Consider the following 23082-nt stretch of genomic DNA (forward strand, 5'->3'; position numbering starts at 1 on the left):
CAAGATGATTAGAATTGGTATTATTTGAACTGGAAAAATTGTTCAAAGATTTATAAAGCAATCGTTAACTAATAAAAAAGTGAAAATAACTTGTATATATTCAAGGAGTTTAGATAAAGCAGAAACATGAGCAAAAAAATATAATATTGCCCATAGTACTGATGATTTAAATAAAATGATAGAACATATTGATGCTATTTATATTGCTTCACCAAATGGTTTGCATTACAAACAAAGTAAATTATTTTTAAATAACTTTAATTGTAAAATTAAAAAGGACACTTATATAAAAATTAAATTGTGTTAGTTCTATAATTAAGAAAAGAAAGGAATTAGCGCAATGTATAAGTATCTGAGTATTGAATCAATAATAGCAATAAAAGAATATAAAAATTATGGATTTTTGATTCGTAAAATAGCAAAAATTGTTGATTATAGTAAATCAACTGTACATAGAGTTTGTAGATTATTAAATAAAAACTTATTGCCATTAGAAATATTGAATCAATTTCAAAAAAATAAACAAAATGCAGGCAGAAAATTAATAATTTTAACTTTAACAGAAATTAATAGTATTAATCATTTGTTAATTACTAAAAAGTATGCTCTTGATATAATTGCTAACTTTTTAAAGGAAAATAAAATAAAAAGTATTTCAACAAAAACTTTATATAACATGTTTAAAACAAATCGAATGGGTTTTGATGAAAATAACTTATTGAGAAAAGGCAAAAATAAATCTCACAAACAAAAAGAAACTAGGGGCAAAATTAATAATTGTAAGTCTATTCATGAAAGAAATTTAATCATTCCTAATATTAAAAATATACAAGAATTTGGTCATTTAGAAGGTGATACTATCATTGGCAAAGATCATAAAAGTTCTATTATTACTTTGGCTGATATATGATCAAAAACCACAATTCCTTTAGTAACTAAAAATCATAAATCAGAAAATATTACGAAAAGTATAATAAAATTTATTTCAAAGTTACAAAAAGGAACAGTTAAAACCATTACTTTTGATCGTGGTAAAGAATTTAGTAAATGAATATTAATCGAAAAAATTTGTAATGTCAAAATTTATTTTGCAGATCCTGGTAAACCTTGCCAAAGGGGTTTAAATGAAAATAATAATGGTATTTTAAGAAGATATTTACCAAAATCTACAGATCTATCTTCATATAAACAAAAAGATTTAAATTTTATAGCATTTCAAATTAATTCTACACCCAGAAAATCGCTCTCTTATAAAAGACCAATAGATTTAATACAATTATTTTAAAAAACTGTCCCATTTATATTTACAACTCAGGTCATAATAGTAGTCTTGTTTTATCACAAGTTCATCCATTAAGTGGAATTAAGGTTTATACTAAAAACGGAATAAAAGAAATCGCAGATAATACTAATGAAGAAAGTTTAATGACATATGAATTAAATGATTTTGTAAAAATGATTAAAAATAAAGATTATTTAAGTCGAGATTATTGATTAAATCATAGTTTAATGAATCTTGAAGTTATTGAAGCAATTATTAAAAGTGAAAATGAATTAGGAGTTGAAGTTTATGAAAAGTAATATTAATTTAAATGAATATATTGATCATACATTATTAAAACCAGAAGCAACATTATCAATGATTGATACATTATGTAAAGAAGCTAAAAATTATTATTTTAAAGCAGTTTGTATTAATCCATTTTATGTTAATCGTGCTGTTACTTTATTAAAAAATAGTAATGTTAAAGTATGTACAGTGGTTGGTTTTCCGTTGGGTGCCAATACTACACAAACTAAAGTAGCAGAAACAATTAATGCGATTAAAGATGGTGCTCAAGAAATTGATGTTGTTATTAATATTGGTGCATTAAAGGATAATGATCAAAAACTTGTATTGCAAGATCTACAAGCAGTTCGTAATGCATGTCCACAAAATATTATTTTAAAAGTAATAATTGAGTGTAGTTTATTAACAACAGAACAAAAAATTATTGCTTGTCAGTTAGTAACTAAAGTAAAAGCAGATTTTATTAAAACTTCAACTGGTTTTGCTGATGGTGGTGCCACGGTTGCTGATATTAAATTAATGAAAGCAAATATTGGTCCTCATGTTGCAATTAAAGCTTCTGGTGGTATTAAAAATCAAGATGATGCAATGGCGATGATTAATGCTGGTGCTACTAGAATTGGTACTAGTAATGGTGTTGCTATTATTTCAGGACAAGAAACTAAGGGTGGTTATTAATTAATGTAAATCAACAATTATATACGAAATATAAAAGAAAGAACAAAATATCTAAAACAGAAAATGAGAAAACAATAATCATTAACTTCATTTATTTATTATCTTTAAATAATTAAAATCAATTTATGAAAACTAATAATTTGGTAATGTTTAGTAATCTGTGTAACTTACAAAAATAACTATGTTTAATTAATTCTAGTAAATATAATTAAATGACTAGAAAGAGTGAGTTACAAATGGTTAAAAAAAAACATTAATAATAATGATCCAATATCACAAGCAGTAGATTTATTACTAGAAAATACTGAAGATTTAACAACAGTTTTTAAAGAAGGGGGTTTATATAAAGAATTAACAAAAAGATTAGTGGAAAAAATGTTGAATTCTGAAATGCAAAATTATTTAGGATATGAAAAAAATCAACATAGTAATAGTGAAAATGCTCGTAATGGCATAACTTCAAAAAAATTAATAACTCAAGAAGGTAAAATTGAAATTGATGTACCACGAGATCGTAATAGTAATTTTACTCCTGTAATAGTGCCAAAAAGACCAAGAAGATTTGATGGTTTTGATCAACAAGTTCTTTCACTATATGCAAAAGGTATGACAGTATCTTTTAATTTTCACAAAAAATCTTGATATTACTTTTAATTTAAAATTAAAAGTAATATTTTTATATCAGGGGTGATTTTTTGTGACTAATAATGAATTAATTGATGTTTTAAAAAACAAAAAAGATGAAGAATTTATAAAAATTATTAGACATTTTAAAAATAGAATTAAACAAATTGAGAAAAAAGAAAAATTAGATGCAATTGATAAAAAATTTAAAGAAAAAGGAATTCAATGTCCAAATTGTAAATCTTATTGATGTGTAAAAAATGGTTTTAAGAATAATAAGCAAAAATATTTATGCAAAGATTGTAAAAGTAGCTTTGATGCTTTAAGAAATCATTTTTTACATTGAAGTCATTTATCTCATGAACAATGAGATTGAATAATTTGATTGTCATTGTTAGGTCAATCTGCTTATACTATTTCTCAATTTGCTAAAATTTCAAAAACATCAGCATGATTTAATCGTCAAAAATTTATGAAATCATCACAATTAGCAAAAACACAAAAACCATTCACAAAATTAAAAGGTAGAATTGAAATTGATGAAACTTTTCTCAAAGAAATTCATAAAGGAAATTTCAAAAATCCAGATGATCCAAGAAAAAAATGAATTGAAGAAAATGCTAAAGATTTAAACTGTTGTATTGAAATGGCAATTGATGAAAATAAAAATATTTATGCTCAAACAACAAATACTAAAAGATTAACAAAAAAATGAGTACAAGAAAATTTAACATCTAAGCTTATCGAAGAAAAATCAATTATAGTTTGTGATATGCAAATACTATATGATACAGTAGCTAAACAAACAAAATGTACTCTCAAGAAATTTAAATCAAAAGAAAATAAAGAATTAAATTATAAAAATTTAAGTAATATCAGTAAAATACAATCAAGTTTAAAAGAATTTATTACTCATTATCATGGCATTGGATTTACCAATATTCAAAATTACCTCAATTTATGAAAATTTAAATACCAACATTATAAAATATCACCTTATGCAAAATCTGAAGCATTATATTTCAGTTTGTAAAAAAAATAAATCCCAAAATTAAATAAAATAAAATTTTAGGCCAGGTTGATGATTTTTTTTATTTCATCAAGAGTTTTTTTGAAAATTAAAAACAGTATCTGACATTAGAATGCAGTTGCAAGAGTTATATCGTGGTGCAGATATTAGTGAAAGTGTTATTAGTCAAATTACTGATGATGTTATTGATGATGTCAAAGCATGGCAAAATCGGCCATTAGAAAGTATTTATCCGATTGTTTATTTTGATTGTATAGTAGTTAAAGTACGACAAGATAAACGGATTATTAACAAATCAGTTTATATAGCACTAGGAGTTGATTCAGAAGGTAAAAAAGATGTTTTAGGTTTATGAATTAGTGAAAATGAAGGTTCTAAATTTTGATTATCTAATTTTACAGAAATGAAAAATCGAGGCTTAAATGATATTCTTATTGCTTGTAGTGATAATTTAACAGGCATGTCAGAAGCAATACAATCAGTTTATCCTAAAACCGAACATCAATTATGCATAGTTCATCAAATTATAAATAGTTTAAAATATGTTTCATACAAACATCGAAAATCTCTAGTTACAGATTTAAAACCAATTTATAGTGCATGTAGTGAAGAACAAGCAATGCAAGCTTTAGAATCGTTTGAAAATAAATGAAATAAACAATATCCTCAAATTACTAAATCTTGATATAAAAATTGAGATAATTTAATGGTTTTTATTAGTTATCCACCAGAAATTAAAAGAGTAATTTATACTACAAATGCTATTGAATCTGTTAATAGTCAATTACGAAAAGTTATTAGAAATAAAAAAGTTTTTCCTAACGATATGGCAGTTTTCAAAATATTTTACTTAGCAATTGAAAATATAACAAAAAAATGAACCATGCCTATTCAAAATTGAAATACGGCAATTGCTCATTTTATGATAAAATTTGAAGACAGAATTAATCTAAACTAGTACCTTGTAAAACAAAGATACACAGATTACATAAAAGCCTCAATAATTTTGATAAAAATTGATATTTAAGGATTGTTTTTAAAGAAGTTTTTTCTTTAATAGACAAAATTATTTTTGAAAAACTGCCATATCGTTAGGAAAGACTTTTTTATTTCTAATAACTTTTCGTAATTGACTATTAACAGATTCAATAGCATTTGTAGTATAAATTACTCTTTTAATTTCTGGTGGATAACTAATAAAAACCATTAAATTATCTCAATTTTTATATCAAGATTTAGTAATTTGAGGATATTGTTTATTTCATTTATTTTCAAACGATTCTAAAGCTTGCATTGCTTGTTCTTCACTACATGCACTATAAATTGGTTTTAAATCTGTAACTAGAGATTTTCGATGTTTGTATGAAACATATTTTAAACTATTTCTAATTTGATGAACTATGCATAATTGATGTTCGGTTTTAGGATAAACTGATTGTATTGCTTCTGACATGCCTGTTAAATTATCACTACAAGCAATAAGAATATCATTTAAGCCTCGATTTTTCATTTCTGTAAAATTAGATAATCAAAATTTAGAACCTTCATTTTCACTAATTCATAAACCTAAAACATCTTTTTTACCTTCTGAATCAACTCCTAGTGCTATATAAACTGATTTGTTAATAATCCGTTTATCTTGTCGTACTTTAACTACTATACAATCAAAATAAACAATCGGATAAATACTTTCTAATGGCCGATTTTGCCATGCTTTGACATCATCAATAACATCATCAGTAATTTGACTAATAACACTTTCACTAATATCTGCACCATGATATAACTCTTGCAACTGCATTCTAATGTCAGATACTGTCATACCTTTTGCATATAGCGAAAGAACTTGTTGATCAAAACCATCAAAGAGGCTTTTATGTAATCTGTGTATCTTTGTGTTACAAGGTACTGGTTTAGATTAATTCTGTCTTCAAATTTTATCATAAAATGAGCAATTGCTGTATTTCAATTTTGAATAGGCATTGTTCATTTTTTTGTTATATTTTCAATTGCTAAGTAAAATATTTTTAAAACTGCCATATCGTTAGGAAAAACTTTTTTATTTCTAATAACTTTTCGTAATTGACTATTAACAGATTCAATAGCATTTGTGGTATAAATCACTCTTTTGATTTCTGGTGGATAACTAATAAAAACCATTAAATTATCTCAATTTTTATATCAAGATTTAGTAATTTGAGGATATTGTTTATTTCATTTATTTTCAAACGATTCTAAAGCTTGCATTGCTTGTTCTTCACTACATGCACTATAAATTGGTTTTAAATCTGTAACTAGAGATTTTCGATGTTTGTATGAAACATATTTTAAACTATTTCTAATTTGATGAACTATGCATAATTGATGTTCGGTTTTAGGATAAACCGATTGTATTGCTTCTGACATGCCTGTTAAATTATCACTACAAGCAATAAGAATATCATTTAAGCCTCGATTTTTCATTTCTGTAAAATTAGATAATCAAAATTTAGAACCTTCATTTTCACTAATTCATAAACCTAAAACATCTTTTTTACCTTCTAAATCAACTCCTAGTGCTATATAAACTGATTTGTTAATAATCCGTTTATCTTGTCGTACTTTAACTACTATACAATCAAAATAAACAATCGGATAAATACTTTCTAATGGCCGATTTTGCCATGCTTTGACATCATCAATAACATCATCAGTAATTTGACTAATAACACTTTCACTAATATCTGCACCATGATATAACTCTTGCAACTGCATTCTAATGTCAGATACTGTCATACCTTTTGCATATAGTGAAAGAACTTTTTGATCAAAACCATCAAATCTTCTTTGTCTTTTTGGCACTATTACAGGAGTAAAATTACTATTACGATCTCGTGGTACATCAATTTCAATTTTACCTTCTTGAGTTATTAATTTTTTTGAAGTTATGCCATTACGAGCATTTTCACTATTACTATGTTGATTTTTTTCATATCCTAAATAATTTTGCATTTCAGAATTCAACATTTTTTCCACTAATCTTTTTGTTAATTCTTTATATAAACCTCCTTCTTTAAAAACTGTTGTTAAATCTTCAGTATTTTCTAGTAATAAATCTACTGCTTGTGATATTGGATCATTATTATTAATGTTTTGTTTTTTAACCATTTGTAACTCACTCTTTCTAGTCATTTAATTATATTTACTAGAATTAATTAAACATAGTTATTTTTGTAAGTTACACAGATTACTAAACATTACCGTAAAATCTCATTTATTTCAATCGCCATCTCTATTTGTTTTGACTACTAAACCTTGTGATCCATCTGTTGGTAATTTTGTTCAAAAATTTCTTATTTCTGGAAAGTTTTTATAAAGAATGTTAAAACCCGTTTCTATATCTTTAAGTCAAATATTTGATTTAGTATTATCAATTCGTGGAAACCTTCTTAGTTCTTCAAAAAGACGAGCTTCTGTAGAAACATTTGAAACATAAATATCTATCAAATTTTTAAATGTAAAATAATCAATTCAAATTTTTATATAATTTGCTTTCGTCATCCTATACTCTACTTCAAATGCTAAACAATTGGGAATCTCATCTTTTCATTTTGATGAATATTGCTTTTCATTTTGATTGAAAGTAGTTTGTTCGTTTTTATTTTGTTGTGACATAATTGTTTTTACTCCTTGTTAATTTTTAATGGCTTTTCTCCCTTTATGTACTATTTTTAAATTTTATCACATAAATGCTGAGAAAAGCCTATCTACGGACTTCTCCCCACATTTTTAAATCAAACATAACATTACAGTTTCAAAACTAGGTATATTGTTGAATTTATATGCCGATTCTTTTGCATATAAATGAACATGATGTTTTTCAACTTTGATATGTGTTTTAAATGTTCGTCTGATGTGCTTTCATGCCGATTCAATCTGGTTTATGTTTACACAGGTTTTTGAAACATAGCCATCTTGATGGTTAACTGTTTCATGCTTAGTGAAAACTGATTTAAAATGGCGATATCCTTTTCAAGAATCAGTATGTACATCACACTTTGAAGAAATGTGGTTTCTTGTAAATTGCAAAAGATTTTTTTGATTTGCATTTTTCAACACTTTCACAATTAAATTATTGGTTGTTTTTTCATAAATCCCAACAATCAAAGTTTTATTTTTTAAGGATCTTCCTTGTTTTTTAAAACCCATATGTGAAAGATACATTTCATCCGTTTGCACTATGCCCTCAACAATGAATTGAGGTTCTTGTTTTGCAATTGCACTTCGGATGTTATGACCCATTCTTCAAGCAGTTTTCAAAGTTACTCCCAATTCTTTTGCAACATCAGTTGATGGAATTCCATGTTTGGTGTTTATTCATCTAAAGATGAGATAAAACCAAGATGTCAAAGGTGTTTGTGACTTGTAAAAAAAATGGTGTCATGAAGAATACTAAATGTTTGATGACATTTCAAACATCTTATTCTTCTTAAATCAGAAGTATTCAAATTTGTTCAAGAACACCTCATACATTTGTTTTCCTTCAAACTTGCTATATATTTCAAACAATCTTTTTCTGTTTGAAATATATTGTTGAACTCATTCAATTTCATTGTTTCCTCCACAAGTACATGTGGGGAGAAGTCCGTTTTTAATTTATAAAATTTAATTCAGATTTACTTAGATAAAGTTATCTTATTTAAATTAATATTATAATTTAATATATTTTTAAAAAAATCATATACAATAAAAAAAGTTATTTTAAGTAAATCTGAATTAAATTTCCTGAGTTGTAAATATAAATGGGACAGTTTTTTAAAATAATTGTATTAAATCTATTGGTCTTTTATAAGAGAGCGATTTTCTGGGTGTAGAATTAATTTGAAATGCTATAAAATTTAAATATTTTTTTATATGAAGATAGATCTGTAGATTTTGGTAAATATCTTCTTAAAATACCATTATTATTTTCATTTAAACCCCTTTGGCAAGGTTTACCAGGATCTGCAAAATAAATTTTGACATTACAAATTTTTTCGATTAATCTTCATTTACTAAATTCTTTACCACGATCAAAAGTAATGGTTTTAACTGTTCCTTTTTGTAACTTTGAAATAAATTTTATTATACTTTTCGTAATATTTTCTGATTTATGATTTTTAGTTACTAAAGGAATTGTGGTTTTTGATCATATATCAGCCAAAGTAATAATAGAACTTTTATGATCTTTGCCAATGATAGTATCACCTTCTAAATGACCAAATTCTTGTATATTTTTAATATTAGGAATGATTAAATTTCTTTCATGAATAGACTTACAATTATTAATTTTGCCCCTAGTTTCTTTTTGTTTGTGAGATTTATTTTTGCCTTTTCTCAATAAGTTATTTTCATCAAAACCCATTCGATTTGTTTTAAACATGTTATATAAAGTTTTTGTTGAAATACTTTTTATTTTATTTTCCTTTAAAAAGTTAGCAATTATATCAAGAGCATACTTTTTAGTCATTAACAAATGATTAATACTATTAATTTCTGTTAAAGTTAAAATTATTAATTTTCTGCCTGCATTTTGTTTATTTTTTTGAAATTGATTCAATATTTCTAATGGCAATAAGTTTTTATTTAATAATCTACAAACTCTATGTACAGTTGATTTACTATAATCAACCATTTTTGCTATTTTACGAATCGAAAATCCATAATTTTTATATTAGACTTGGTGCAAAACTAAGGTAATTCAAAATTATATATTCCTGCTATTAAATTAAATCTTAATGCAAATCTTCGTATTTTATTGCGATATTTTAAACTTAAAATTTTAAAACGTTTTAGTTTAGCAAATACGTGTTCAATTTTAATTCTAATTTTACTTAAAGTTTTATTGTATTCTTTTTGAATTGGTGTTAATTGATTGTATTTACTTTTTTTAAATGGCAAAAATGTATTTTTATGAATATTTTGTATACCTTGATAACCCGAATCAACAAAAACTTGTTTTTCTGGATGAATAAAAGTTTTAGATTTTAGAATCAATTTAAAATCATGAATGCTTCCAAAACAAAAAGCAGTTGAAATAATTTTTCCATTGGAAATATCAATAATTATTTGGGATTTGAGAGAATGATGTTTCTTTTTACCTGAAAAAAGTAATTTTAGTTTTTTTTAATTCTTTCAATTGGAGTTTCAGTAGCATCAATAGCTAACAAATTATTATTAGTACCTTTATTTTTTGTTAAATCTTTTTTTCCAGGTAAATTAAAAATTCCGCTTTTTATTAAAATATTTTCAATTCAAAAAATATTACGAATGCAACTAGTATGACTAATATTATATCTTTTTGCAATAACTCTATAACTACTATAGTCTTTTCAATATTCTAAAGTCATTAATAAACGCTCTTCAATTACAATTTTATTTTTTCTACCACCACAATATTTTTGTTTAGACTCAGCAATTTTTAAAATTTCAAGCATTTTATAAAATGTTTGTGGCTTTATGCCGACTAAACTATAAAATTCTTGATCATCTTTATATTTTTTCAACATAATAACTATCACCTTTAATATTAATAATAATCGTTAAATTGTTAAAATTAAAGGTTTTGCACCAAGTCTATTACAAATTTTTTCGATTAATCTTCATTTACTAAATTCTTTACCACGATCAAAAGTAATGGTTTTAACTGTTCCTTTTTGTAACTTTGAAATAAATTTTATTATACTTTTTGTAATATTTTCTGATTTATGATTTTTAGTTACTAAAGGAATTGTGGTTTTTGATCATATATCAGCCAAAGTAATAATAGAACTTTTATGATCTTTGCCAATGATAGTATCACCTTCTAAATGACCAAATTCTTGTATATTTTTAATATTAGGAATGATTAAATTTCTTTCATGAATAGACTTACAATTATTAATTTTGCCACTAGTTTCTTTTTGTTTGTGAGATTTATTTTTGCCTTTTCTCAATAAGTTATTTTCATCAAAACCCATTCGATTTGTTTTAAACCTGTTATATAAAGTTTTTGTTGAAATACTTTTTATTTTATTTTCCTTTAAAAAGTTAGCCATTATATCAAGAGCATACTTTTTAGTAATTAACAAATGATTAATACTATTAATTTCTGTTAAAGTTAAAATTATTAATTTTCTGCCTGTATTTTGTTTATTTTTTTGAAATTGATTCAATATTTCTAATGGCAATAAGTTTTTATTTAATAATCTACAAACTCTATGTACAGTTGATTTACTATAATCAACAATTTTTGCTATTTTACGAATCGAAAATCCATAATTTTTATATTCTTTTATTGCTATTATTGATTCAATACTCAGATACTTATACATTGCGCTAATTCCTTTCTTTTCTTAATTATAGAACTAACGCAATTTAATTTTTATATAAGTGTCCTTTTTAATTTTACAATTAAAGATTTAAAAAAATCATATAAAATAAAAGTTACTAATGAAAGTTACAATTTTTTTATCTAAATTTATTTAAGTAACATTAATAAATATAGTATTAAAATTTTTTTAATCGAAAATAGTATAATTAAAGGTGATAATATTTAAAATATAAATAAGAATTATTTTATTTCTCCATTTTATGTTAAAGGAAAAATTATCAAAGTTGATAATAAAACTGTTAGTCAAATTAAAAAATGTGAAAAAAGAAAAAGAGAATTAGCCAAATATGAAAATAAAATATTAAAAATAGAAAATATAAATAAAGATGTTATTTTGGAAATTTATGAAAGAATGTTTGAACAAGTAAAAGCTGAAGTTAATTACTTACATAATAGACTTGGTGCAAAACTAAGGTAATTCAAAATTATATATTCCTGCTATTAAATTAAATCTTAATGCAAATCTTCGTATTTTATTGCGATATTTTAAACTTAAAATTTTAAAACGTTTTAGTTTAGCAAATACGTGTTCAATTTTAATTCTAATTTTACTTAAAGTTTTATTGTATTATTTTTGAATTGGTGTTAATTGATTGTATTTACTTTTTTTAAATGGCAAAAATGTATTTTTATGAATATTTTGTATACCTTGATAACCCGAATCAACAAAAACTTGTTTTTCTGTATGAATAAAAGTTTTAGATTTTAGAAGCAATTTAAAATCATGAATGCTTCCAAAACAAAAAGCAGTTGAAATAATTTTTCCATTGGAAATATCAATAATTATTTGGGATTTGAGAGAATGATGTTTCTTTTTACCTGAAAAAAGTAATTTTAGTTTTTTTTAATTCTTTCAATTGGAGTTTCAGTAGCATCAATAGCTAACAAATTATTATTAGTACCTTTATTTTTTGTTAAATCTTTTTTTCCAGGTAAATTAAAAATTCCGCTTTTTATTAAAATATTTTCAATTCAAAAAATATTACGAATGCAACTAGTATGACTAATATTATATCTTTTTGCAATAACTCTATAACTACTATAGTCTTTTCAATATTCTAAAGTCATTAATAAACGCTCTTCAATTACAATTTTATTTTTTCTACCACCATAATATTTTTGTTTAGACTCAGCAATTTTTAAAATTTCAAGCATTTTATAAAATGTTTGTGGCTTTATGCCGACTAAACTATAAAATTCTTGATCATCTTTATATTTTTTCAACATAATAACTATCACCTTTAATATTAATAATAATCGTTAAATTGTTAAAATTAAAGGTTTTGCACCAAGTCTATTGAAGTCATTTATCTCATGAACAATGAGATTGAATAATTTGATTGTCATTGTTAGGTCAATCCGCTTATACTATTTCTCAATTTGCTAAAATTTCAAAAACATCAGCATGATTTAATCGTCAAAAATTTATGAAATCATCACAATTAGCAAAAACACAAAAACCATTCACAAAATTAAAATGTAGAATTGAAATTGATGAAACTTTTATCAAAGAAATTCATAAAGGAAATTTCAAAAATCCAGATGATCCAAGAAAAAAATGAATTGAAGAAAATGCTAAAGATTTAAACTGTTGTATTGAAATGGCAATTGATGAAAATAAAAATATTTATGCTCAAACAACAAATACTAAAAGATTAACAAAAAAATGAGTACAAGAAAATTTAACATCTAAGCTTATCGAAGAAAAATCAATTATAGTTTGTGATATGCAAATACTATATGATACAGTAGCTAAACAAACAAAATGTACTCTCAAGAAATTTAAATCAAAAGAAAATAAAGAATTAAATTATAAAAATTTAAGTAATATCAGTAAAATACAATCAAGTTTAAAAGAATTTATTACTCATTATCATGGCATTGGATTTACCAATATTCAAAATTACCTCAATAGACTTGGTGCAAAACCTTTAATTTTAACAATTTAACGATTATTATTAATATTAAAGGTGATAGTTATTATGTTGAAAAAATATAAAGATGATCAAGAATTTTATAGTTTAGTCGGCATAAAGCCACAAACATTTTATAAAATGCTTGAAATTTTAAAAATTGCTGAGTCTAAACAAAAATATTGTGGTGGTAGAAAAAATAAAATTGTAATTGAAGAGCGTTTATTAATGACTTTAGAATATTGAAAAGACTATAGTAGTTATAGAGTTATTGCAAAAAGATATAATATTAGTCATACTAGTTGCATTCGTAATATTTTTTGAATTGAAAATATTTTAATAAAAAGCGGAATTTTTAATTTACCTGGAAAAAAAGATTTAACAAAAAATAAAGGTACTAATAATAATTTGTTAGCTATTGATGCTACTGAAACTCCAATTGAAAGAATTAAAAAAAACTAAAATTACTTTTTTCAGGTAAAAAGAAACATCATTCTCTCAAATCCCAAATAATTATTGATATTTCCAATGGAAAAATTATTTCAACTGCTTTTTGTTTTGGAAGCATTCATGATTTTAAATTGATTCTAAAATCTAAAACTTTTATTCATCCAGAAAAACAAGTTTTTGTTGATTCGGGTTATCAAGGTATACAAAATATTCATAAAAATACATTTTTGCCATTTAAAAAAAGTAAATACAATCAATTAACACCAATTCAAAAAGAATACAATAAAACTTTAAGTAAAATTAGAATTAAAATTGAACACGTATTTGCTAAACTAAAACGTTTTAAAATTTTAAGTTTAAAATATCGGAATAAAATACGAAGATTTGCATTAAGATTTAATTTAATAGCAGGAATATATAATTTTGAATTACCTTAGTTTTGCACCAAGTCTAATGAACTAACTGAAGTTCAAAAAGAAATTGATATAAAAGACTGAAATATAGATAATTCTTTTAATTTTCAAAAAAACTCTTGATGAAATAAAAAAAATCATCATCCTGGCCTAAAATTTGATTTTATTTAATTTTGGGATTTATTTTTTTTACAAACTGAAATATAATGCTTCAGATTTTGCATAAGGTGATATTTTATAATGTTTGTATTTAAATTTTCATAAATTGAGGTAATTTTGAATATTGGTAAATCCAATGCCATGATAATGAGTAATAAATTCTTTTAAACTTGATTGTATTTTACTGATATTACTTAAATTTTTATAATTTAATTCTTTATTTTCTTTTGATTTAAATTTCTTGAGAGTACATTTTGTTTGTTTAGCTACTGTATCATATAGTATTTGCATATCACAAACTATAATTGATTTTTCTTCGATAAGCTTAGATGTTAAATTTTCTTGTACTCATTTTTTTGTTAATCTTTTAGTATTTGTTGTTTGAGCATAAATATTTTTATTTTCATCAATTGCCATTTCAATACAACAGTTTAAATCTTTAGCATTTTCTTCAATTCATTTTTTTCTTGGATCATCTGGATTTTTGAAATTTCCTTTATGAATTTCTTTGATAAAAGTTTCATCAATTTCAATTCTACCTTTTAATTTTGTGAATGGTTTTTGTGTTTTTGCTAATTGTGATGATTTCATAAATTTTTGACGATTAAATCATGCTGATGTTTTTGAAATTTTAGCAAATTGAGAAATAGTATAAGCAGATTGACCTAACAATGACAATCAAATTATTCAATCTCATTGTTCATGAGATAAATGACTTCAATGTAAAAAATGATTTCTTAAAGCATCAAAGCTACTTTTACAATCTTTGCATAAATATTTTTGCTTATTATTCTTAAAACCATTTTTTACACATCAATAAGATTTACAATTTGGACATTGAATTCCTTTTTCTTTAAATTTTTTATCAATTGCATCTAATTTTTCTTTTTTCTCAATTTGTTTAATTCTATTTTTAAAATGTCTAATAATTTTTATAAATTCTTCATCTTTTTTGTTTTTTAAAACATCAATTAATTCATTATTAGTCACAAAAAATCACCCCTGATATAAAAATATTACTTTTAATTTTAAATTAAAAGTAATATCAAGATTTTTTGTGAAAATTAAAAAATAATTCTTTTAATTTTCAAAAAAACTCTTGATGAAATAAAAAAAATCATCAACCTGGCCTAAAATTTGATTTTATTTAATTTTGGGATTTATTTTTTTTACAAACTGAAATATAATGCTTCAGATTTTGCATAAGGTGATATTTTATAATGTTGGTATTTAAATTTTCATAAATTGAGGTAATTTTGAATATTGGTAAATCCAATGCCATGATAATGAGTAATAAATTCTTTTAAACTTGATTGTATTTTACTGATATTACTTAAATTTTTATAATTTAATTCTTTATTTTTTTTGATTTAAATTTCTTGAGAGTACATTTTGTTTGTTTAGCTACTGTATCATATAGTATTTGCATATCACAAACTATAATTGATTTTTCTTCGATAAGCTTAGATGTTAAATTTTCTTGTACTCATTTTTTTGTTAATCTTTTAGTATTTGTTGTTTGAGCATAAATATTTTTATTTTCATCAATTGCCATTTCAATACAACAGTTTAAATCTTTAGCATTTTCTTCAATTCATTTTTTTCTTGGATCATCTGGATTTTTGAAATTTCCTTTATGAATTTCTTTGATAAAAGTTTCATCAATTTCAATTCTACCTTTTAATTTTGTGAATGGTTTTTGTGTTTTTGCTAATTGTGATGATTTCATAAATTTTTGACGATTAAATCATGCTGATGTTTTTGAAATTTTAGCAAATTGAGAAATAGTATAAGCGGATTGACCTAACAATGACAATCAAATTATTCAATCTCATTGTTCATGAGATAAATGACTTCAATGTAAAAAATGATTTCTTAAAGCATCAAAGCTACTTTTACAATCTTTGCATAAATATTTTTGCTTATTATTCTTAAAACCATTTTTTACACATCAATAAGATTTACAATTTGGACATTGAATTCCTTTTTCTTTAAATTTTTTATCAATTGCATCTAATTTTTCTTTTTTCTCAATTTGTTTAATTCTATTTTTAAAATGTCTAATAATTTTTATAAATTCTTCATTTTTTTTGTTTTTTAAAACATCAATTAATTCATTATTAGTCACAAAAAATCACCCCTGATATAAAAATATTACTTTTAATTTTAAATTAAAAGTAATATCAAGATTTTTTGTGAAAATTAAAAGATAATTCTTTTCAATATAAATATGTAACACGATTATAAATAACTTATTTTAGGATTATAAAATAAATAAAATATTTGATTTATTAGTATTTTATTTCCAAAAATTTGAAAAACTTATCAAAAAAAATAGATTTTTCTGATAAATCAATATATAATTTATGAGATACGAAAGTAAGGAGGCAACAGACTATGGCAGTACCAGCAAGAAGAACGTCAAAAATGCGTAAAAATACACGTCGTGCCCATGATAGTTTATCTGCAACAACTACAACTAACTGTTTAAATTGTGGAGCAATTACTAAACCACATCATGCCTGTATGAAATGCAAGACATACAAAGGTGTAAGTATTACTAATCCATTACAAGCAGAAAAAACATCATCAACAGAAAAAAAATAAAATATGAATATATCTTATCTTAGATTACCTTCCTCTTATTTATTTAAAATAATATTTTAAATATTAGAGGTTTTTTACTTTACAAAATTATTTTATAATAGTTAATAATTTATTAAAATATAGATTATAATTTATTAAAATAGACACTATTTATTATTAGGAAGTGTAGAGTATGAAAAATAAGGGCTATTATGATTTATTATTAAAGATTAGTGATGATATTACCAATAATTTCCAAACATCACATATTAATGATGAAAAAGAATTAATTAAAGACATTGATCATTATTTAGTTAAACAATTAAATAATACTTTAATTGAACAATTAAAAAGGATTAAATCACCAGAAGCAAAAATTGATTTTTTAAATCAAATCATAAGTAATTTTACTACTAATAAATTTAGTAATAACATTTTATTACAAGTAAATGATAGTATAATTGATAATCCTTTAACTTCTAATATTAGATTAAGTGACAATTTTCTTTTAATTTTCAAAAAAACTCTTGATGAAATAAAAAAAATCATCAACCTGGCCTAAAATTTTATTTTATTTAATTTTGGGATTTATTTTTTTTACAAACTGAAATATAATGCTTCAGATTTTGCATAAGGTGATATTTTATAATGTTGGTATTTAAATTTTCATAAATTGAGGTAATTTTGAATATTGGTAAATCCAATGCCATGATAATGAGTAATAAATTCTTTTAAACTTGATTGTATTTTACTGATATTACTTAAATTTTTATAATTTAATTCTTTATTTTCTTTTGATTTAAATTTCTTGAGAGTACATTTTGTTTGTTTAGCTACTGTATCATATAGTATTTGCATATCACAAACTATAATTGATTTTTCTTCGATAAGCTTAGATGTTAAATTTTCTTGTACTCATTTTTTTGTTAATCTTTTAGTATTTGTTGTTTGAGCATAAATATTTTTATTTTCATCAATTGCCATTTCAATACAACAGTTTAAATCTTTAGCATTTTCTTCAATTCATTTTTTTCTTGGATCATCTGGATTTTTGAAATTTCCTTTGTGAATTTCTTTGATAAAAGTTTCATCAATTTCAATTCTACCTTTTAATTTTGTGAATGGTTTTTGTGTTTTTGCTAATTGTGATGATTTCATAAATTTTTGACGATTAAATCATGCTGATGTTTTTGAAATTTTAGCAAATTGAGAAATAGTATAAGCAGATTGACCTAACAATGACAATCAAATTATTCAATCTCATTGTTCATGAGATAAATGACTTCAATGTAAAAAATGATTTCTTAAAGCATCAAAGCTACTTTTACAATCTTTGCATAAATATTTTTGCTTATTATTCTTAAAACCATTTTTTACACATAAATAAGATTTACAATTTGGACATTGAATTCCTTTTTCTTTAAATTTTTTATCAATTGCATCTAATTTTTCTTTTTTCTCAATTTGTTTAATTCTATTTTTAAAATGTCTAATAATTTTTATAAATTCTTCATCTTTTTTGTTTTTTAAAACATCAATTAATTCATTATTAGTCACAAAAAATCACCCCTGATATAAAAATATTACTTTTAATTTAAAATTAAAAGTAATATCAAGATTTTTTGTGAAAATTAAAACAATTTTCTATTTACTAATGAAAACCAACAAGTATTAATTAATCATTTAAATCAGGAAATCAGAACTTGTGATGAAGTATACTTTATTTATCCTTTTATATCAAATTCAATTATAAATAAGTTACGTTCATCATTTACTTATGCTTTAAATAATAATATTACTATTAATTTTATTACTACTACTTTTGATGATATGGCTTTATTTGTTAATTTATATGCATTAGTTAAAATAATAAAAAAGTATCCTAATATTAAAGTTAAAGTTGAAAATAATTTAGAAAAAAGTAGTGAAAGAATTCATATTAAAGCTGCCATCTTTAAACGAAATTCAGGTTTTTCTTCAGCAATAATTGGTTCATCAAATTTAACGCAAAAAGGTTTAGCTAGTGGTCGTGAATGAAATATTAAAATTAATGAATTTGATAATAAGCAACTATATCAAAATATTTTAAATCAGTATTATAAATTATGAAATGATAATTTAGTTGATTTAAATAATGAACAACAACGATTACAATTACTATCGCGAATTGAATATAATCGATTGCTTGTAAATAAAAAAGATGAACAATGATTAGCAACTAATTATTTTCTTTATGATTTTCAAATTGCCTTAATTAATAAATTAAAGTTAAGAAGAAAACTTAAAAAAACAAAACATTTAATTGTCATGGCAACAGGTGTTGGTAAAACAGTAGTATCTGCTTTTGACTATTTAAATCAAATCAAAGAAAATACTAATCAAAAACCTTCAATTTTATTTTTAGCACATCAAAGAGAAATTATTGAACAAGCAATTATTACTTTTCGAAAAGTAATAAATGATAAAAAATTTGCAACTATTTTAAATAGTAAACAAAATAATTTTCAAGAACAATATTTATTTGCAACAGTACAAACTTTTAATTTTCACAAAAAATTAAAAGATAGATCTGTAGGTTTTGGTAAATAATACCATTATTATTTTCATTTAAACCCCTTTGGCAAGGTTTACCAGGATCTGCAAAATAAATTTTGACATTACAAATTTTTTCGATTAATCTTCATTTACTAAATTCTTTACCACGATCAAAAGTAATGGTTTTAACTGTTCCTTTTTGTAACTTTGAAATAAATTTTATTATACTTTTCGTAATATTTTCTGATTTATGATTTTTAGTTACTAAAGGAATTGTGGTTTTTGATCATATATCAGCCAAAGTAATAATAGAACTTTTATGATCTTTGCCAATGATAGTATCACCTTCTAAATGACCAAATTCTTGTATATTTTTAATATTAGGAATGATTAAATTTCTTTCATGAATAGACTTACAATTATTAATTTTGCCCCTAGTTTCTTTTTGTTTGTGAGATTTATTTTTGCCTTTTCTCAATAAGTTATTTTCATCAAAACCCATTCGATTTGTTTTAAACATGTTATATAAAGTTTTTGGTTGAAATACTTTTTATTTTATTTTCCTTTAAAAAGTTAGCAATTATATCAAGATCATACTTGTTAGTAATTAACAAATGATTAATACTATTAATTTCTGTTACAGTTAAAATTATTAATTTTCTGCCTGCATTTTGTTTATTTTTTTGAAATTGATTCAATATTTCTAATGGCAATAAGTTTTTATTTAATAATCTACAAACTCTATGTACAGTTGATTTACTATAATCAACAATTTTTGCTATTTTACGAATCGAAAATCCATAATTTTTATATTCTTTTAGGCTTTTCTCCCTTTATGTACTATTTTTAAATTTTATCACATAAATGCTGAGAAAAGCCTATCTACGGACTTCTCCCCACATTTTTAAATCAAACATAACATTACAGTTTCAAAACTAGGTATATTGTTGAATTTATATGCCGATTCTTTTGCGTATAAATGAACATGATGTTTTTCAACTTTGATATGTTTTTTAAATGTTCGTCTGATGTGCTTTCATGCCGATTCAATCTGGTTTATGTTTACACCAGTTTTTGAAACATAGCCATCTTGATGGTTAACTGTTTCATGCTTAGTGAAAACTGATTTAAAATGGCGATATCCTTTTCAAGAATCAGTATGTACATCACACTTTGAAGAAATGTGGTTTCTTGCAAATCTTAAAAGGTTTTTTTCATCTGCATTTTTCAGCACCTTCACAATTAAATTATTGGTTGTTTTTTCATAAATCCCAACAATCAAAGTTTTATTTTTTAAGGATCTTCCTTGTTTTTTAAAACCCATATGTGAAAGATACATTTCATCCATTTGCACTATGCCCTCAACAATGAATTGAGGTTCTTGTTTTGCAATTGCACTTCGGATTTTATGACCCATTCTTCAAGCAGTTTTCAAAGTTACTCCCAATTCTTTTGCAACATCAGTTGATGGAATTCCATGTTTGGTGTTTATTCATCTAAAGATGAGATAAAACCAAGATGTCAAAGGTGTTTGTGACTTGTAAAAAATGGTGTCATGAAGAATACTAAATGTTTGATGACATTTCAAACATCTTATTCTTCTTAAATCAGAAGTATTCAAATTTGTTCAAGAACACCTCATACATTTGTTTTCCTTCAAACTTGCTATATATTTCAAACAATCTTTTTCTGTTTGAAATATATTGTTGAACTCATTCAATTTCATTGTTTCCTCCACAAGTACATGTGGGGAGAAGTCCGTTCTTTTATTGCTATTATTGATTCAATACTCAGATACTTATACATTGCGCTAATTCCTTTCTTTTCTTAATTATAGAACTAACACAATTTAATTTTTATATAAGTGTCCTTTTTAATTTTACAATTAAAGTTTTATAAAAAAATTTAAAAATTTTAATTTTAAAAAAATAATGCTTTTTTATGATAATTAGGTTGACAATAATTATGGCATGTTGTACTATTGTTATTGTCCCAAAAATAAATGGGTTACAAACTAGAAAAAACGATCTTTGAAAACTAAATAGAACAATAATTAATCCGTCAATTTTTTATTAAAAATTAAATAAGTCAGACATCATCTTTTAACAAAAACAATTTTATTGAGAGTTTGATCCTGGCTCAGGATTAACGCTGGCGGCATGCCTAATACATGCAAGTCGAACGAAAGTAGCAATACTTTAGTGGCGAACGGGTGAGTAACACGTATCTAACCTACCATTTAGTGGGGAATAACTGTTGGAAACGACAGCTAATACCGCATATGTTATTTATTTGCAATGATAAATAATGAAAGGAGCATTTGCTTCGCTAATTGATGGGGATGCGGCGCATTAACTAGTTGGTAAGGTAATGGCTTACCAAGGTAACGATGCGTAGCCGATCTGAGAGGATGAACGGCCACATTGGGACTGAGACACGGCCCAAACTTCTACGGAAGGCAGCAGTAAGGAATTTTTCACAATGGGCGAAAGCCTGATGGAGCAATGCCACGTGACTGATGAAGGTCTTCGGATTGTAAAGGTCTGTTGTAAGGGAAGAAGTGCTAGAATAGGAAATGATTTTAGTATCGACCATACCTTACCAGAAAGCCACGGCTAACTATGTGCCAGCAGCCGCGGTAATACATAGGTGGCAAGCGTTATCCGGATTTATTGGGCGTAAAGCGTGCGTAGACGGTTTTGCAAGTCTGAGGTTAAATTTAGGGGCTCAACCCCTAACCGCCTTGGAAACTACATTACTAGAGTATAGGAGAGGTTAGTGGAATTTCATGTGTAGCGGTGGAATGCGTAGATATATGAAGGAACACCAGTGGCGAAGGCGGCTAACTGGCCTATTACTGACGTTGTGGCACGAAAGCGTGGGGAGCAAATAGGATTAGATACCCTAGTAGTCCACGCCGTAAACGATGAGTACTAAGTGTTGCAATGAGGCAGTGCTGTAGCTAACGCATTAAGTACTCCGCCTGAGTAGTATGCTCGCAAGAGTGAAACTCAAAGGAATTGACGGGGACCCGCACAAGCGGTGGAGCATGTGGTTTAATTCGAAGCAACGCGAAGAACCTTACCAGGTCTTGACATACCTTGCGAAGCTATAGAGATATAGTAGAGGTTAACAAGGATACAGGTGGTGCATGGTTGTCGTCAGTTCGTGTCGTGAGATGTTTGGTTAAGTTCAGCAACGAACGCAACCCTTGTCCTTAGTTGCCAGCATTAAGTTGGGGACTCTAAGGAGACTGCTAGTGTAAGCTAGAGGAAGGTGGGGACGACGTCAAATCATCATGCCCCTTATGACCTGGGCTACACACGTGCTACAATGGCTGATACAAAGAGTCGCTAAACCGCGAGGTCAAGCAAATCTCAAAAAGTCAGTCTCAGTCCGGATTGAAGTCTGCAACTCGACTTCATGAAGTCGGAATCGCTAGTAATCGCGAATCAGCAATGTCGCGGTGAATACGTTCTCGGGTCTTGTACACACCGCCCGTCAAACCACGAGAGTTGGCAATGCCAGAAGTTGGTGTCCTAACCGTAAGGAGGGAGCTGCCAAAGGCAGGGTTGATGATTGGGGTTAAGTCGTAACAAGGTATCCCTACCGGAAGGTGGGGATGGATCACCTCCTTTCTATGGAGTTTAGTTTCTAATAAGAAACCAAGACAACAAGAAAAATTAGATGGATGATTTATTGGATTACTTCTTTTGTTCTGTTTAGTTTTCAGG

The 23082-nt window shown here is 25.1% G+C and carries 24 protein-coding genes, 1 rRNA gene and 7 pseudogenes; 14 read left to right on the plus strand and 18 right to left on the minus strand.

The features are described 5' to 3' along the window. Nucleotides 1-4 precede the first annotated feature (4 nt). From AAHM78_RS03855 to AAHM78_RS03885, 7 genes and pseudogenes are all read left to right on the plus strand, one after another. Nucleotides 5-307, plus strand: a complete 303-nt coding sequence (locus AAHM78_RS03855; RefSeq protein ID WP_342254422.1) for a Gfo/Idh/MocA family protein — start codon at nt 5-7, stop codon at nt 305-307. 33 nt (nt 308-340) lie between these two features. Further along, nucleotides 341-1285, plus strand: coding sequence for an IS30 family transposase (locus tag AAHM78_RS03860; RefSeq protein WP_342254423.1), 945 nt, complete (start codon nt 341-343; stop codon nt 1283-1285). A gap of 140 nt (nt 1286-1425) precedes the next feature. Then, the gene (locus tag AAHM78_RS03865) at nt 1426-1581 is read left to right on the plus strand and encodes a hypothetical protein (protein ID WP_342254424.1); all 156 of its coding nucleotides are present in this window, start codon (nt 1426-1428) and stop codon (nt 1579-1581) included. 1 nt (nt 1582) lies between these two features. Continuing rightward, nucleotides 1583-2248, plus strand: a complete 666-nt coding sequence (gene deoC, locus AAHM78_RS03870; protein ID WP_425289785.1) for a deoxyribose-phosphate aldolase — start codon at nt 1583-1585, stop codon at nt 2246-2248. Between the two features lie 240 nt (nt 2249-2488). Then, a pseudogene (locus tag AAHM78_RS03875) lies at nt 2489-2866 on the plus strand (transposase); the annotation flags it as partial. 79 nt (nt 2867-2945) lie between these two features. Continuing rightward, complete coding sequence (locus tag AAHM78_RS03880; protein WP_342254427.1) at nt 2946-3905, plus strand: IS1595 family transposase; 960 nt, start codon at nt 2946-2948, stop codon at nt 3903-3905. 91 nt (nt 3906-3996) lie between these two features. Further along, nucleotides 3997-4860, plus strand: a pseudogene (locus tag AAHM78_RS03885) (IS256 family transposase); the annotation flags it as partial. 114 nt (nt 4861-4974) lie between these two features. Here AAHM78_RS03885 and AAHM78_RS03890 read toward each other — a convergent pair. The 12 genes and pseudogenes from AAHM78_RS03890 to AAHM78_RS03940 all read right to left on the minus strand — a co-directional run. Further along, a pseudogene (locus AAHM78_RS03890) lies at nt 4975-5766 on the minus strand (IS256 family transposase); the annotation flags it as partial. 56 nt (nt 5767-5822) lie between these two features. Next, nucleotides 5823-7049: pseudogene (locus AAHM78_RS03895) on the minus strand (IS256 family transposase); the annotation flags it as partial. A gap of 57 nt (nt 7050-7106) precedes the next feature. Further along, complete coding sequence (locus tag AAHM78_RS03900) at nt 7107-7556, minus strand: hypothetical protein (RefSeq protein WP_342254429.1); 450 nt, start codon at nt 7554-7556, stop codon at nt 7107-7109. Nucleotides 7557-7670: 114 nt separating this feature from the next. Then, nucleotides 7671-8291, minus strand: coding sequence for an IS1595 family transposase (locus AAHM78_RS03905; protein ID WP_342253864.1), 621 nt, complete (start codon nt 8289-8291; stop codon nt 7671-7673). Further along, nucleotides 8255-8494 carry a hypothetical protein gene (locus AAHM78_RS03910; RefSeq protein ID WP_342253863.1) on the minus strand — a complete coding sequence of 80 codons (240 nt, stop codon included), beginning with the start codon at nt 8492-8494 and terminating at the stop codon, nt 8255-8257. The genes AAHM78_RS03905 and AAHM78_RS03910 overlap by 37 nt, the downstream gene beginning before the upstream one ends. Nucleotides 8495-8696: 202 nt before the next feature. Next, a pseudogene (locus tag AAHM78_RS03915) lies at nt 8697-9594 on the minus strand (IS30 family transposase); the annotation flags it as partial. Between the two features lie 17 nt (nt 9595-9611). Further along, the gene (locus AAHM78_RS03920; RefSeq protein WP_342254951.1) at nt 9612-9986 is read right to left on the minus strand and encodes a transposase family protein; all 375 of its coding nucleotides are present in this window, start codon (nt 9984-9986) and stop codon (nt 9612-9614) included. Between the two features lie 50 nt (nt 9987-10036). After that, the gene (locus AAHM78_RS03925; protein ID WP_342252838.1) at nt 10037-10429 is read right to left on the minus strand and encodes a transposase family protein; all 393 of its coding nucleotides are present in this window, start codon (nt 10427-10429) and stop codon (nt 10037-10039) included. Nucleotides 10430-10498: 69 nt separating this feature from the next. Beyond that, nucleotides 10499-11233, minus strand: a pseudogene (locus AAHM78_RS03930) (IS30 family transposase); the annotation flags it as partial. Nucleotides 11234-11701: 468 nt separating this feature from the next. Continuing rightward, the gene (locus AAHM78_RS16720; protein WP_425289775.1) at nt 11702-11848 is read right to left on the minus strand and encodes a transposase; all 147 of its coding nucleotides are present in this window, start codon (nt 11846-11848) and stop codon (nt 11702-11704) included. A gap of 12 nt (nt 11849-11860) precedes the next feature. Beyond that, nucleotides 11861-12076, minus strand: a complete 216-nt coding sequence (locus AAHM78_RS03935; protein ID WP_342255020.1) for a hypothetical protein — start codon at nt 12074-12076, stop codon at nt 11861-11863. A 50-nt stretch (nt 12077-12126) separates the two neighbouring features. After that, nucleotides 12127-12519 (minus strand): transposase family protein, encoded by a 393-nt coding sequence (locus AAHM78_RS03940; RefSeq protein ID WP_342252835.1) that lies wholly within the window; start codon nt 12517-12519, stop codon nt 12127-12129. Nucleotides 12520-12575: 56 nt separating this feature from the next. Between AAHM78_RS03940 and AAHM78_RS03945 the strand changes: the two genes are divergently transcribed. From AAHM78_RS03945 to AAHM78_RS03955, 3 genes are read left to right on the plus strand one after another with little or no spacing between them, the layout of a single operon-like run. Beyond that, nucleotides 12576-13241, plus strand: coding sequence for a hypothetical protein (locus AAHM78_RS03945; RefSeq protein ID WP_342253558.1), 666 nt, complete (start codon nt 12576-12578; stop codon nt 13239-13241). A gap of 33 nt (nt 13242-13274) precedes the next feature. Continuing rightward, nucleotides 13275-13667, plus strand: coding sequence for a transposase family protein (locus tag AAHM78_RS03950; RefSeq protein WP_342252838.1), 393 nt, complete (start codon nt 13275-13277; stop codon nt 13665-13667). A gap of 59 nt (nt 13668-13726) precedes the next feature. Further along, complete coding sequence (locus AAHM78_RS03955) at nt 13727-14092, plus strand: transposase family protein (RefSeq protein WP_342255021.1); 366 nt, start codon at nt 13727-13729, stop codon at nt 14090-14092. Between the two features lie 165 nt (nt 14093-14257). On the opposite strand, the gene AAHM78_RS03960 is transcribed toward AAHM78_RS03955, so the two are convergent. Both AAHM78_RS03960 and AAHM78_RS03965 read right to left on the minus strand, forming a co-directional pair. After that, on the minus strand, nt 14258-15217 hold the full coding sequence (locus AAHM78_RS03960) for an IS1595 family transposase (RefSeq protein WP_342254432.1): 960 nt from the start codon (nt 15215-15217) through the stop codon (nt 14258-14260). 358 nt (nt 15218-15575) lie between these two features. Beyond that, nucleotides 15576-16355, minus strand: a complete 780-nt coding sequence (locus AAHM78_RS03965) for an IS1/IS1595 family N-terminal zinc-binding domain-containing protein (protein ID WP_342254433.1) — start codon at nt 16353-16355, stop codon at nt 15576-15578. A 269-nt stretch (nt 16356-16624) separates the two neighbouring features. Between AAHM78_RS03965 and rpmF the strand changes: the two genes are divergently transcribed. Next, entirely contained in the window at nt 16625-16834 is a 210-nt protein-coding gene (gene rpmF / locus AAHM78_RS03970) for a 50S ribosomal protein L32 (RefSeq protein ID WP_281747878.1), read from the plus strand. A gap of 172 nt (nt 16835-17006) precedes the next feature. Further along, on the plus strand, nt 17007-17375 hold the full coding sequence (locus tag AAHM78_RS03975) for a hypothetical protein (protein WP_342254434.1): 369 nt from the start codon (nt 17007-17009) through the stop codon (nt 17373-17375). Nucleotides 17376-17410: 35 nt separating this feature from the next. Here the strand turns inward: AAHM78_RS03975 and AAHM78_RS03980 are convergent, their stop codons facing one another. Next, nucleotides 17411-18370, minus strand: coding sequence for an IS1595 family transposase (locus tag AAHM78_RS03980; protein ID WP_342252877.1), 960 nt, complete (start codon nt 18368-18370; stop codon nt 17411-17413). Between the two features lie 273 nt (nt 18371-18643). On the opposite strand from AAHM78_RS03980, the gene AAHM78_RS03985 reads away from it, so the two are divergent. Next, complete coding sequence (locus tag AAHM78_RS03985) at nt 18644-19402, plus strand: DEAD/DEAH box helicase family protein (protein ID WP_425289762.1); 759 nt, start codon at nt 18644-18646, stop codon at nt 19400-19402. Here AAHM78_RS03985 and AAHM78_RS16725 read toward each other — a convergent pair. The 3 genes and pseudogenes from AAHM78_RS16725 to AAHM78_RS04005 form a co-directional block, all read right to left on the minus strand. After that, nucleotides 19386-20172 (minus strand): annotated as a pseudogene (locus AAHM78_RS16725) (IS30 family transposase); the annotation flags it as partial. The gene AAHM78_RS03985 and the pseudogene AAHM78_RS16725 overlap by 17 nt on opposite strands. An 80-nt stretch (nt 20173-20252) precedes the next feature. Next, nucleotides 20253-21074: an IS1595 family transposase gene (locus AAHM78_RS04000; RefSeq protein ID WP_342254437.1), complete on the minus strand. Its 822-nt coding sequence runs from the start codon at nt 21072-21074 to the stop codon at nt 20253-20255. Further along, nucleotides 21014-21154, minus strand: coding sequence for a hypothetical protein (locus tag AAHM78_RS04005; protein ID WP_342254438.1), 141 nt, complete (start codon nt 21152-21154; stop codon nt 21014-21016). Before AAHM78_RS04005 ends, AAHM78_RS04000 begins: the two co-directional genes overlap by 61 nt. A gap of 310 nt (nt 21155-21464) precedes the next feature. Between AAHM78_RS04005 and AAHM78_RS04010 the strand changes: the two genes are divergently transcribed. Continuing rightward, nucleotides 21465-22986: ribosomal RNA gene (locus tag AAHM78_RS04010) — 16S ribosomal RNA — on the plus strand. The last annotated feature ends 96 nt before the right edge of the window (nt 22987-23082 follow it).

The organism is Spiroplasma endosymbiont of Zeiraphera isertana (genome assembly GCF_964030805.1).
GTDB lineage: Bacteria > Bacillota_I > Bacilli_A > Mycoplasmatales > VBWQ01 > Spiroplasma_E.